Raw genomic sequence first — 12,923 nt, forward strand, 5'->3', positions numbered from 1 at the left:
CGACTCCCTAAAATATGCGGTTCGCTTATTTTTGAAGAATTGGCAGCCAGCTACTGCGGATTTCTTCGTAAACTGCCAAGTGAAACTCTTTGTTTGCTATAAATTCCTGTGTCATTTGCTCATAAAATTTCTTTTGGATGTCTTCGAATGCCGGATCTTCCTTATCAGGAAACTTGGCTCTTCCTTCCATCACAAATTTTTGGACCATTTCAGCACGAGGACCCCATTTAGAAATTACTTCTCCGTCCTGACTTAGCAATAAATAAACTGGAATGGAACGCCCTCCATTTGTTAAATACTGGTCCATCAGTTCTAGGTTCTCATCGCGGTAGACAGTGCGAATGTCCAAATTTCCAGCTTCTGCGATCTTTCGTACGATAGCATTATTCATCATGGCATCACCACACCAGTCTTCCGTAATAACTAATATATGCGGCTTTTCTGCTTTTAATATCTCAATGAATTCATCATCCGCTGGCACTTGAAATTGGTCGTATATACGAAAGGATTCCTCTTTTTTGGTAGTCATATCATTCATATACTGCTCTAAGGTTTTAGCTTCTTCAAAATATTGTTGTTCAGTTTTCAATGAAAAATCCCCCTTTTTCCTTAAGTATACTTTCTTTAGCCACTTGTTTCAAACAAGTTGTTGACAGGCGACCTGTTCAGGATTAAAGTAGTTATTATTTTACATCCAATAAAAGGAAGTGTCCCAATGGAGAAAAAGCTCTCTTTTTCACCGCCTGTTGTGATTGCAAGCAGCTTTGCCACCTTAATCTTTCTAGGAACAGTTTTGATGAAGCTTCCTTTTGCTACGACAACTCCGATTTCCTGGGTAGATGCATTCTTTCTAGTTACATCAGCTACCACGGTTACAGGTCTCAGTGTTTTTGATCCTGGTAGCACTCTAACAATGTTTGGAGAAATTGTATTACTAGTCTTAATTCAATGTGGTGGTATTGGGTTAATGACGTTTGCAGTAGCTATACTTATTCTTCTTCGCAAAAAAATTGGTTTGCAGCACCGTATTTATTTGCAGGAATCTTTTAATCAGCCTTCCATTGGAGGTATCGTCAAGCTAGCTAAGCATATTCTCTTATTTGTTCTTCTTACAGAGAGTATAGCTATTGTCTTCTTAACACTCCACTGGATACCAAGATTCGGCTTAGGAGATGCATTATATTATAGTTTGTTTCACGTAATTTCTGCCTTTAATAATGCAGGCTTCTCTTTGTTTCCGGACAATTTAATGAGCTTCACTAGTGATCCTCTAGTTATATTGATTATTACTAGTCTAATAATCATTGGAGGAATTGGATTTGTCGTAGTAATAGATATCTCTCGCAAAAATAAATTTCGTGCATGGTCACTTCATACCAAGCTTATGGTTGTGGGCACATTAATTATAAATGCAATTGCTACACTTATTCTTTTAATCTTAGAATTTAATAATAATGATACAATTGGCAAAATGGGAATCTTCGAGAAGATGATGACCTCCTACTTTAATGCAGTAACTCCAAGGACGGCAGGCTTTAATATGATCGATTATGGCCAAATGGAGGACCCATCTCTATTATTCACAATGCTTCTCATGTTTATCGGTGCAGGTAGTGCCTCTACGGCTTCTGGCATAAAGCTTACTACCTTTATTGTCATCATAGCAGCAACGTTTGCATTTTTCCGTCAGCAGGAGGACCCAGTGCTATTTAAAAGATCCATCTCACGAGAAATAATTATCAGGTCTCTCGTTATTAGCACAGTTAGCTTAGCAACCGTTTTTATATTTGCTTTTGCTTTAACTATAACAGAGCAGCTTCCTCTGCTCCCTTTGCTATTTGAGGTGTTTTCCGCATTCGGAACTGTTGGTATCTCAATGGGCATCACTTCTCAGCTTTCAGAGTTTGGCAAGGTATTCATTTGTGTGCTGATGTTCTTAGGCAGAATTGGACCGCTCACGTTATTTTTCATCTTAACTAAACCTAAAAAGGTTAAATATAAATATCCAAATGACCAAGTGTTTACCGGTTAAGGATAGAAACACCCCTGCACTAGCCTGTCTGCAGGGGTGTTTTTTTATAATCGGTCGGTTTTATGTAATAATCGGTCGGTTATGCACGATAATCGGTCGGTCCAAGTCCATGCCGCCCTCACTAGCTGAAACATTTTTTCTTAGTCCCGTTCTTAAAGGTAATAATTTCATTTATTCTCGTATGTATGGTGTCATTCTTATATAAGATTGCACTGCCGTCTGGTAGGGCATAGATTGTTCTATACTTGGAAAGAGTCAGCAGCTCCTCATCTGATTCTGGACGATAGTGAACTTCTACACTAAAATCGACTAACCCTAATCCCTGCAAAATAATTGTGTCGGGGTAGTCCTCATCCTTTGTTAATATGCAGTCTGTGCAAAAAGCTAATGCACCTGCGCTATAGCCAATCATTAAGCCTGGAAAACTACTAATCGCAGCAGTCAGCTCTTTATCCAAAATAACCTGAAGTAAACGCTCAGGTTGTCCTCCTATAATATAAAGAACATCATACTCTTCAATCATATTAATCATGTCTTCTTTTGATAGCTTTTCATGCAACAAACCAAGCGTCACGTTAGGAATGCGTGTAAACGCCTGTTGCAGGCTTTCTATCCAACTTTCATATCTAGATTCATCGGTTGCAAAGGGCACTACCAGCACTTTCGTATTCGGACTTATTTTACACTCTAATTCTTCAAAAACATCATCAAGGTCACCCTTTAACACATGTCCCCCACCGATAAAACAAAGCTCCATAATAATCCCCCTTTTCATATATCTCATCATAGCATCCATAAAATTAAATGTAATTACAACTTTGCTAGATGAATAGCTTGGTTGATTTGATATTTCATATTGGAACTAACTATTCTTAGCCTTATTGATATTGTTATTTTGCTGTAGAATGTAATTACTAAATGGTTATTTGGAGCGAAGGTGGCGACTCCTGGGTGAGGGCGTCCACCCGTAAAGCTCCGGTTTAATGGAAAACAACAATTGACACTAAAAAAAGCTCCTAAATTTTACTATTCGTAAAATTTTAGGAGCCTTTTATTTTAGTGGGAGGTTTTGTCCCAGTCATCTTCTTTTTATCGTTTCACGATTTCTTCGTTTAGGATTTTGTTAACAAGAGGTGGATTCGCTTGACCTTTTGTTGCTTTCATAATTTGTCCTACTAGGAAGCCGATAGCACGATCTTTACCATTTTTAAAGTCTTCAATTGATTGTGGGTTAGCATCTAAAGTAGCAGTTACGATTTCACGTAAAGCACCTTCGTCTGAAATTTGTACTAAGCCTTTAGCTTTTACTACTTCAGCAGCATCTCCGCCGTTATCCGCAAGCTCTTTAAATACTTTCTTCGCGATTTTAGAAGAAATTGTACCATCTGATATTAGCTTAATCATGCCAGCAAGATTAGAAGGAGAAAGCTTGATATCCTTCAATTCTTTTTGATCTGCATTTAGATAAGCAGATACCTCACCCATTAACCAGTTAGATGCTAGCTTAGCATCTGCACCAAGGGCGATAGTTTCCTCGAAGAAATCAGACATTTCTTTTGTTAAAGTAAGTACCATTGCATCATATGCAGGTAAGCCTAGCTCCTCGATATACCGAACTTTACGTGCATCTGGAAGCTCAGGAATTTCAGAGCGAACTCGTTCTCTCCACGCATCATCAATGACAATTTGCACTAAGTCTGGCTCTGGGAAGTAACGGTAATCATCCGCTCCTTCTTTAACACGCATTAATAGTGTTTTACCAGTTGACTCATCATAGCGACGAGTTTCTTGTGGAATAACCCCACCTGATAGTAGAACCTCTGCCTGACGAATTTGCTCATGCTCAAGACCACGACGAACAAAGTTGAAGGAGTTTAAGTTTTTAAGCTCTGTTTTCGTACCGAATTTTTCTTGACCATATGGACGTAAGGAAATGTTCGCATCACAACGAAGGGAACCTTCCTCCATTTTACAGTCAGAAACTCCTGTATATTGGATAATTGATTTAACCTTTTCTAGGTAAGCGTAAGCTTCCTCCGGCGTACGGATATCTGGCTCTGATACGATTTCAATCAAAGGAGTACCTTGACGGTTGAAGTCAACAAGAGAGTATCCATTGCTTGTATGTGTAAGCTTTCCTGCATCCTCTTCCAAGTGAAGACGAGTAATCCCGATACGTTTCTTTTCGCCGCCTACTTCGATTTCTACCCAACCATTTTCACCGATTGGCTTGTCAAATTGAGAGATTTGGTAAGCCTTTGGATTATCCGGATAGAAGTAATTTTTACGGTCGAATTTAGTAATAGGCGCTATGTCCATATTAAGTGCAAGTGCAGCTCTCATGCCCCACTCAATCGCTGTTTTATTAACAACAGGTAATACTCCAGGGTAACCTAGGTCAATTACATGTGTATTTGTATTTGGTTCTGCTCCAAAGTGAGCTGGTGCTGGTGAGAACATTTTAGAGTCTGTTTTTAACTCTACATGAATCTCTAATCCAATAATCGTTTCAAAATTCATTATTTTGCTCCCTCCCATATTTGCGGAGTTTGTTTATGGAAGCTTGTTGCTTGCTCATAAGCATGTGCCACACGATAGATAGTTGCTTCATCGAAGTATTTACCGATAATTTGTAATCCTAGTGGTAGACCGTCTGAGAATCCGCAAGGAATAGAAATTCCAGGGACGCCAGCAAGGTTTACTGGAATTGTTAAAATATCATTTGCATACATCGTTAATGGATCCTTAACATTTTCCCCAATTTTAAATGCTGGAGTTGGCGTCGTTGGTCCAATGATAACATCGTATTTATCAAATACATTGTCAAAGTCTTGCTTGATTAAAGTACGTACTTGCTGTGCTTTTCTGTAGTAAGCGTCATATGAACCAGCGCTAAGTGAATAAGTTCCTAGCATGATACGACGTTTTACTTCATCACCAAAGCCTTGTGCACGAGTTTCTTTATAAAGCTCCATTAAGTTTTCTACGTTGTCTGCACGGAAGCCATAACGAATTCCATCAAAACGAGCTAAGTTAGAGGAAGCTTCTGAAGAAGACAATAAATAGTAAGCTGCTAAAGCGTACTTAGAATGTGGTAACGATACTTCTTCCCACGTTGCACCAAGTGATTCTAAAACTTTTAGTGCGTCAAGAACAGATTGCTTAGATGCTTCTCCAACACCTTGTCCTAAATATTCTTTAGGAACAGCAATACGAAGTCCTTTAATATCACCTGTTAATGATTTAGTAAAGCTAGGTACTTCCACATTTGCAGAAGTAGAGTCACTTGCATCTAAACCAGAAATAGCCTCTAGTAAAAAGGCATTGTCCTCTACATTACGTGTAACAGGTCCGATTTGATCCAAAGAAGAAGCAAATGCCACTAATCCAAAACGTGATACTCGGCCGTATGTTGGCTTCATCCCAACCACTCCACAGAATGAAGCTGGCTGACGAATAGATCCACCAGTATCAGATCCTAATGAAAATGGTACCTCTCCTGCTGCTACAGCTGCAGCCGAACCACCTGAAGATCCACCAGGTACATGATTTAAATTCCAAGGATTTCTTGTGTTTTTAAAGGCAGAGTTTTCATTCGAAGAGCCCATTGCGAACTCATCCATGTTTAACTTACCAATTGTTATTAATCCAGCATCACGTAGTTTATGTACAACAGTTGCATCATAAATAGGGTTAAAGCCTTCTAAAATTTTACTTGCACAAGTAGTTTCAATACCTTCTGTTACGATATTGTCTTTTACTCCGATTGGCATTCCGAAAAGGGGGCCTCTTTCCTCGAAAGGAACTTGATCCATTTCTTTTGCTTGAGCAGTTGCTTGCTCTTCATTTAACGCTAGAAAAGCTTGAACTTCTCCGTCTACTTTATTAATTCTTTTATAGGATTCAGCAGTTAGCTCTTCAATAGATACTTCTTTCTTTTTGATCAAATCTTGAAGTTCTACTGCTGAATGTTTGAATAATGTCATCAGATGCCCTCCTAACTTTTTCTTATTCGATAATAGTTGGTACTTTTACTTGTCCTGCTTCTTCTTCTTTAACATTTTTCATCATTTTCTCACGTTCTAAGCCAGGTACTGATTTGTCCTCACGAAGCACATTCACTAATGGTAATACATGAGTAGTTGGAGCTACATCAGTAGTGTCTAATTCGTTCAGCTCATCTGCAAACTTAGTAATTGCAGCTAGTTGCTCTGCAAACATCTCCGCTTCTTCTTCAGTAATAGCAAGTCTAGCTAAATGCGCAACATGTTTTACTTCTTCTTTTGAAATATTCGCCAATTTTTACACCTCCGAATTCAATAAACCATAACAATAATCATATCATTTTTCACACTAGTTGAACAGAGTACGCATCGTTTCCTTAATGGTTATAAATGTGAACAAATGCGTCCTCTTCACCAGCCTCTTTAACTAGCAATGCCTCAGCACCATCCAATGAGTTCACTTGAATTTCTACATTCATTGAAGCATCGAAATTGGCTTTCATATATCCCGCAAGCTGCTGTGTAAATCCAATTAACTCTGCAGAGCCGAAAAACTGTATTGGTATTTCAATAGTTAGCTTCTGTAGTTGCTGGTCCTTAAAGTATCCTGTGCCAATGACACTAGTATAATTAGAGAAATACTCTTCCACATCCCTCTTAAAGTTACTAAAGATTGTATTTAAGTCACGATATTTTTTTTCAGCATCGGAAGACGGGAACATAATATATTCTTCATTGATAGGCTTCCAATCAGACAAATTCCCTCCTTTAGAAGCAACACCGTATTCAAAATAAGTACCTGGAACAATAGCATTATTACTATTTTGTTTAAATAAACCTACAACAATAGGTACCTCTTCTAAGCCAGCAATTTTCCTCATACGACTTACAACTTCTTTAGCTATTCTTTCCCCATTTTGCTTGATTTGCTCATCTGTTAAGGCTTGTTCATATTCTGCCCCATATTCTTCCTTTGTATAATAATAAATTGAATTTAAGGAAAGACCTACAGATACACCCGCTAGTCTAGCTTTATTATCTACGACCTCTAGATAGTTTTGTTCGACAATATGTGTAATGTAAACAGGTGCTTTTAATGCTTTTTCTTCCCCTGTTAGACCCTCTGCATTCGGATTTAACCCATCCTTTGTTTGTCCCTCTCTTGCAAGCCAAGATTTTAAAGTATCTCCTTTTAAGTATTGTCCTTCTTGGAACATATACTTATCTGGTGAAAATTCTGTTTGAGAAATTCGAAAAAGACCTAATTCTACTTCTTTCATGTCGTATTTCGTGTTAAGATTTGAGACAACTAATCCTCTGCTTGCACTCTCTTCATACGGCATCAAAGTACGATAATAGGTTTCATCCAGCTGAATGCTTGGAATCACGACTGTTTTCGCTTCTTCCTCCGTATTTTGCACAACTTCTGTATCGTTTTTTTGATTCGGAGTACATCCCGTTATAACTAACGCCAAAATCAAAAGAGCTAACACTAAATATTTTTTGGTCATGCTTTTAACTCCTTTTATCCTTCTAAATGGTCCAATAGCTTTTGCTCATCCCAGACTTCAATACCAAGACTAGTAGCCTTTTCTAGCTTAGATCCAGCATCCTCTCCTGCAATAACTAAGTCTGTTTTTTTACTTACGCTGCCAGCTACATTACCACCTAATGATTCTATTTTTTCTTTTGCCTCTGGACGTGTCAATTGTGTGAGTTTCCCTGTTAAGACAACCGTTTTACCGGCAACTGGACTGTTTTCCATTGTAGCAGCATCAATAACCTTACCTGTGTATCTCATTGCTAATCCTGCTTCTTTTAATCGATCAATTAGCTTTTGAACCTCTTCCTGTTCAAAATAAGTTACAAGAGAATCTGCCATCTTTTCACCAATTTCATGAATGTCAGTAATTTCATCTCGTGTAGCATGCATTAGTGCATCAAAATCTAGGAACTTTTCAGAAAGAATTTTTGCAGCCTTTTCACCAATATGGCGTATGCCCAATCCAAATAATACTCTCTCCATTGAATTGGATTTTGAAGTTGTAATAGCCTCGACAAGATTAGTAGCAGATTTCATACCCATTCGCTCTAGCTTTACCAAGTCCTCGATCGTAAGCTTATATAAGTCCGAAACATCCTTTATAAGTTCTTCTCTATAGAGCTGTTCTACAACCTTACCACCTAGACCTTCTATATTCATCGCATTGCGGGAAGCAAAGTGATAAATTCCTTCACGAATTTGAGCTGGACATTGCGGATTAACACATCGTAGAGCGACCTCTTCTTCAATACGTATCAGTTCACTATCACATGCAGGACAGTTTGTCGGCATTTCATAAGGGACTAGATTATCCTTTCTTTCTTGAAGGATTACTCCCACTACTTCTGGGATGATGTCCCCAGCTTTTCGAATGATTACTCGATCGCCTATTCGTATATCCTTTTCGCGAATAAGATCCTCGTTATGCAAGGAAGCTCTTTGTACTGTTGTACCTGCCACCTGTGCTGGTTCTAACAATGCAGTTGGAGTAACTACACCAGTTCGTCCCACTGTTAGGTCGATTCCAATTATCGTCGTAACTACCTCTTCAGCAGGGAATTTGTAGGCAATAGCAAAACGTGGACTTTTAGCTGTGAAGCCAAGTTCCTCTTGCTGCGAGTAATTATTCACCTTAATCACAATTCCATCTATCTCATAAGGAATATCATTTCTTTTGGTCGTCCATTCTTCAATAAAAGCCATAACCTCTTCAACGGAATGACATTCTCTCGTTTCGTTATTAGTAGGTAATCCTAGCTTTCTCATATACTTAAGGGCTTCCGAGTGATCGTCAATATTAAACTCTTCTCCGTCCCCCCCCATGCCATAAATGAACATGGACAAATTACGGCTTGCTGCAATTTTAGGATCTAGCTGACGCAAGGAACCAGCAGCTGCATTGCGCGGATTCGCAAATAATTCTAACCCATCTTCTGCTCGTTGTTCATTTAGCTTTAGGAAAGAAGATTTAGGCATATACGCCTCTCCTCTAGCCTCTAGCGTTACATTTTCCTGTAAACGTAAAGGGACAGCACGAATCGTTTTAATGTTACTCGTGATATCCTCACCTGTTGTTCCATCACCACGAGTTGCTCCACGAACGAGTTGTCCATTCTCGTATAAAAGTGAAACAGCAAGTCCGTCTATTTTTAGTTCACATACGTAGACCGGTGTCTCATCAATAATGTTTCGAATACGTTTGTCAAAATCTCTAATATCTTCTTCATTAAATGCATTGGATAAACTTAGCATTGGATTGGCATGGGTAACCTTTTTGAATCCTTCACTTATAGTTAATCCTACACGCTGAGTAGGAGAATCCGGGAAAATCAAGTCCGGATTTTCTTCCTCTAGTGCAATCAGTTCATGCAAATATTGATCATAAACAGCATCGGGTACTGTCGGTTTATCTAATACATAGTATGAGTAGCTATAGTCATGCAATATTTTATGCAGCTCTTTTACTCTTTCTAATTTATCCATCGATTTTCCTCCGCTAAGAAAATTATACTTTTTCAATCGGTGCATATTTAGCAAGTAATCGCTTGATCCCAGTCGGACTTGGGAAAGCAATATCAAGCTCTGTATTCTCACCATCGCCACGAACGCTGACAACCATACCCTCGCCCCATTTTTTATGGGCTGCCTTGTCACCAACCTGCCAGCCTAAACGCTCTCCACCGGTCGATTGGTACGCTGGTCTAGAAACTGCAGCACGAGGAACTGGTGCAATTACTTTTGTATCTCTATTTTTGTTTTTGCGGATATCTCTGGACCACCCTACAACCTCAATAATTTCATCTGAAATCTCCGCGATGAAACGAGAGGGACTGTTAAAGCTACTGCGTCCAAATATAGTTCGTGCTTGTGCACATGTGATAAATAATCTTTCCTCAGCACGAGTAATACCTACATATGCTAAACGACGTTCTTCCTCCATCTCCTCGTCGTTTCCAATGGAGCGAGCATGTGGAAAAATATTTTCTTCCATTCCAATGATAAATACTACAGGAAACTCCAGCCCCTTAGCTGCATGCATTGTCATCAGGATAATATTGCCCTGTGACTTGTCCTCATCTTCATCGAGCTTATCAATATCTGAAATGAGCGCCAAGTCTGTTAAAAATGCAACAAGGGATTTATCGTCACTTTTTTCTTCGAAGGCTTTCGTTACAGATAAAAACTCCTCGATATTCTCTAGACGGCTTTCTGCTTCAATTGTCTTTTCATTTTTTAGCATCGTTTTATATCCAGTTTTCTCTAATACCTGTTCCACAATCTCAGTTACTGACAGGAACTCCTGCATTTGAGTTAGGTTTTGAATGAGTCCATGGAAGCCTACTACAGAATTCACTGCTCTAGCAGGTAATCCCATGAAGTCTACCTCGTTTAAAGCGTCTAAAATGGAACGATCCTGTTCTATAGCATATCTTGCTATTCGGTCAAATGAGGTTGCTCCTATGTTGCGCTTAGGCTCATTTATAATTCGAGCAAGTGATAAATCATCATCATTATTGGCAATCAGTCGTAGATAGGCAAGTAAGTCTTTAATCTCTTTCCGATCATAGAACTTGGTACCTCCAACAATCGTATAGGCCATGTTCGATTTAACGAGCACTTCCTCCATTACACGTGACTGGGCATTCGTTCGATATAAGATAGCAAAGTCGTTTAGCGTTCTGTTTTCTGTTTCTATTAGCTCTTGAATCTTTTGAACAACATATTGAGCTTCCTGCTGTTCTTCATTTGCACGGAACAACTCAATCTTTTCACCTTCAAGGTTTTCAGTTCGCAACACTTTTGGATAACGACTTTGGTTATTACAAATGACGTCATTTGCTGCTTTTAAGATTCTTTGAGATGACCGATAGTTTTGCTCCAGCATAATCACTTTCGCGTTTGGATAGTCCTTTTCAAAGGAAAGGATGTTTTGTATATCCGCGCCGCGCCAGCGATATATGGATTGATCAGAATCACCTACAACACAGATGTTTTTGAACTTGTTTGCAAGCATTTGAACTAGCTCGTATTGAGCCTTGTTCGTATCCTGGTATTCATCTACATGGATATACTGAAACTTATTTTGATAGTATTCCAATACATCTGGCACTCGCTTAAACAATGTTAAGGTAGTCATGATTAAATCATCGAAGTCTAACGACTGGTTTTTTCTCAGACGTTTTTGATACCCTTCGTATACCTTTGCTACTGTTTTCTCAAAAGGATTGGAATCATTCATTTGAGCCTTATATGTGTCTGCATCAATACATATATTTTTTGCACTACTAATAGCATTCAGCATCGAGCGAGGATCATATTGTTTCGTATCAATATTCAAATCCTTCAAAATACCTTTAATAACTGTCAGCTGGTCAGAAGTATCTAATATAGAGAAACTTTTAGAATAACCAATTCGATCGATATCTCTTCTTAAAATACGTACACACATCGAGTGAAACGTAGAAACCCACATTCTTTCTCCAGTGCCTTCTCCTAAAATACTATTGATACGCTCTCGCATTTCGCGGGCAGCTTTGTTGGTAAAGGTAATGGCCAATATTTTAGAAGGATAAACTTCCTTTTCCACGATTAGATAGGCTATGCGATGTGTTAGCACTCTTGTTTTACCAGATCCAGCTCCAGCCATAATCAGTAGTGGACCGTCAGTTGATTTCACTGCTTCCTCTTGCTCTTTATTCATCCCGTTTAATAGGGTTTTAGCTATAAGTTCCATACTTTACTACACTTCCTCTACAAGAACATTTGTTCTTTCTATTATAACCTCGGCTATCTATTTCCTCAATTCATTTTACTGCATTAACAGTTTTCAACGCTTCATTCAAATTATCGTAAATTTGGTTTCCTACAATAATGGTATGTGCATAGGCAGCCATTTCGCGGGCTTGTGCTTCTGTTTTAATGCCCCCACCATAAAAGAGCTGGGTTTGTTTTAAACCCGATCTTACCTTGGCTACAGTTTGAACGTCACCATATTTTCCGCTGTATTCCATGTAGAAGACAGGGAATTTGAACATATGCTCTACCATTTGAGCATAGGCAATTATATCATCGATTGTTTCAACTGGCTCCGCTTGTGTCAGTATAGCTGCCTTACAGTCAGGGTTTAAAATACAATAGCCTTCTGGGATTATTTCCTCCCAATTCATAACCTCACCAAACTCCTTTGTCGCCTTATGATGCAGGTCCTTCACCCATCTCGTATCGGTGCTGTTCAAAACACTAGGAATAAAATAAAAATCAAAACCCGGGGTTATACTATCTATCGTAGAAACTTCCAACGCTACCGGAACTGCGTATCTACGAATTCTCATTAATAGATCTATTACGTTGTCTAAGGTCACGCCATCAGAACCGCCAATAATAATAGCATCTGTTCCAGATTCGCATACCCTCTCTAATGCCTCGGAAGAAATCTCCTTCGCAGGGTCTAGCTTAAATATATGTCTCCACTCTTTATAATCCATTTTTTCACCTACACAATTGTTGTTTGATAACATTACTCCATTATACCAAAAATACCTGCTTACATCGCTCATAAGCCATGAGGAATCCAAATTTGTAATAAAAATTCAACATACGTCAAGAGATTTCCCGTAAATTTATTTTCCAAAGCTATTAAGTACTTCTCTTTCAAACAAGAAAAGCGCAAGCGCCTATATCTGCCCCGACAGGCAAATGGAGAAAAGCGAGGAGGCAGTTCCTCAGCCACCGGAGCTTTTATCCATTTGACCCCGAGGGGCAAGGCGGTGGAGCTAGACATCAATTTATCCACAGGTTCCGAGTTTTATAATTTCCTTAACAACAAAAAAACTCTCCCGAATAA

General features: G+C 38.9%; 10 protein-coding genes. 1 reads left to right on the plus strand and 9 read right to left on the minus strand.

Features of this window, described 5'->3' with window-relative positions:
* Window positions 1-25 precede the first annotated feature (25 nt).
* Complete coding sequence (locus NSQ95_RS15995) at window positions 26-589, minus strand: thioredoxin family protein (protein ID WP_342559958.1); 564 nt, start codon at window positions 587-589, stop codon at window positions 26-28.
* 126 nt (window positions 590-715) lie between these two features.
* On the opposite strand from NSQ95_RS15995, the gene NSQ95_RS16000 reads away from it, so the two are divergent.
* Window positions 716-2,032, plus strand: a complete 1,317-nt coding sequence (locus NSQ95_RS16000; RefSeq protein WP_340882101.1) for a TrkH family potassium uptake protein — start codon at window positions 716-718, stop codon at window positions 2,030-2,032.
* Window positions 2,033-2,153: 121 nt separating this feature from the next.
* Here NSQ95_RS16000 and NSQ95_RS16005 read toward each other — a convergent pair whose 3' ends face one another.
* From NSQ95_RS16005 to NSQ95_RS16040, 8 genes are all read right to left on the minus strand, one after another.
* Window positions 2,154-2,789 (minus strand): Type 1 glutamine amidotransferase-like domain-containing protein, encoded by a 636-nt coding sequence (locus NSQ95_RS16005; RefSeq protein WP_342559959.1) that lies wholly within the window; start codon window positions 2,787-2,789, stop codon window positions 2,154-2,156.
* Between the two features lie 332 nt (window positions 2,790-3,121).
* Window positions 3,122-4,552 carry an Asp-tRNA(Asn)/Glu-tRNA(Gln) amidotransferase subunit GatB gene (gene gatB, locus NSQ95_RS16010; RefSeq protein WP_342559960.1) on the minus strand — a complete coding sequence of 477 codons (1,431 nt, stop codon included), beginning with the start codon at window positions 4,550-4,552 and terminating at the stop codon, window positions 3,122-3,124.
* Window positions 4,552-6,018, minus strand: coding sequence for an Asp-tRNA(Asn)/Glu-tRNA(Gln) amidotransferase subunit GatA (gene gatA, locus NSQ95_RS16015; protein WP_169360565.1), 1,467 nt, complete (start codon window positions 6,016-6,018; stop codon window positions 4,552-4,554). The genes gatB and gatA overlap by 1 nt, the downstream gene beginning before the upstream one ends.
* A 22-nt stretch (window positions 6,019-6,040) precedes the next feature.
* Window positions 6,041-6,331, minus strand: a complete 291-nt coding sequence (gene gatC / locus NSQ95_RS16020; protein ID WP_169360564.1) for an Asp-tRNA(Asn)/Glu-tRNA(Gln) amidotransferase subunit GatC — start codon at window positions 6,329-6,331, stop codon at window positions 6,041-6,043.
* Between the two features lie 82 nt (window positions 6,332-6,413).
* Window positions 6,414-7,547, minus strand: coding sequence for a CamS family sex pheromone protein (locus NSQ95_RS16025; RefSeq protein WP_342559961.1), 1,134 nt, complete (start codon window positions 7,545-7,547; stop codon window positions 6,414-6,416).
* Window positions 7,548-7,561: 14 nt separating this feature from the next.
* Window positions 7,562-9,562, minus strand: coding sequence for an NAD-dependent DNA ligase LigA (ligA, locus tag NSQ95_RS16030; protein ID WP_342559962.1), 2,001 nt, complete (start codon window positions 9,560-9,562; stop codon window positions 7,562-7,564).
* 22 nt (window positions 9,563-9,584) lie between these two features.
* Window positions 9,585-11,813 carry a DNA helicase PcrA gene (gene pcrA, locus NSQ95_RS16035; protein WP_251556573.1) on the minus strand — a complete coding sequence of 743 codons (2,229 nt, stop codon included), beginning with the start codon at window positions 11,811-11,813 and terminating at the stop codon, window positions 9,585-9,587.
* Between the two features lie 70 nt (window positions 11,814-11,883).
* On the minus strand, window positions 11,884-12,564 hold the full coding sequence (locus NSQ95_RS16040) for a heptaprenylglyceryl phosphate synthase (RefSeq protein WP_251556590.1): 681 nt from the start codon (window positions 12,562-12,564) through the stop codon (window positions 11,884-11,886).
* Window positions 12,565-12,923: the final 359 nt, after the last annotated feature.

Source organism: Psychrobacillus sp. FSL W7-1457 (assembly GCF_038593405.1).
GTDB lineage: Bacteria > Bacillota > Bacilli > Bacillales_A > Planococcaceae > Psychrobacillus.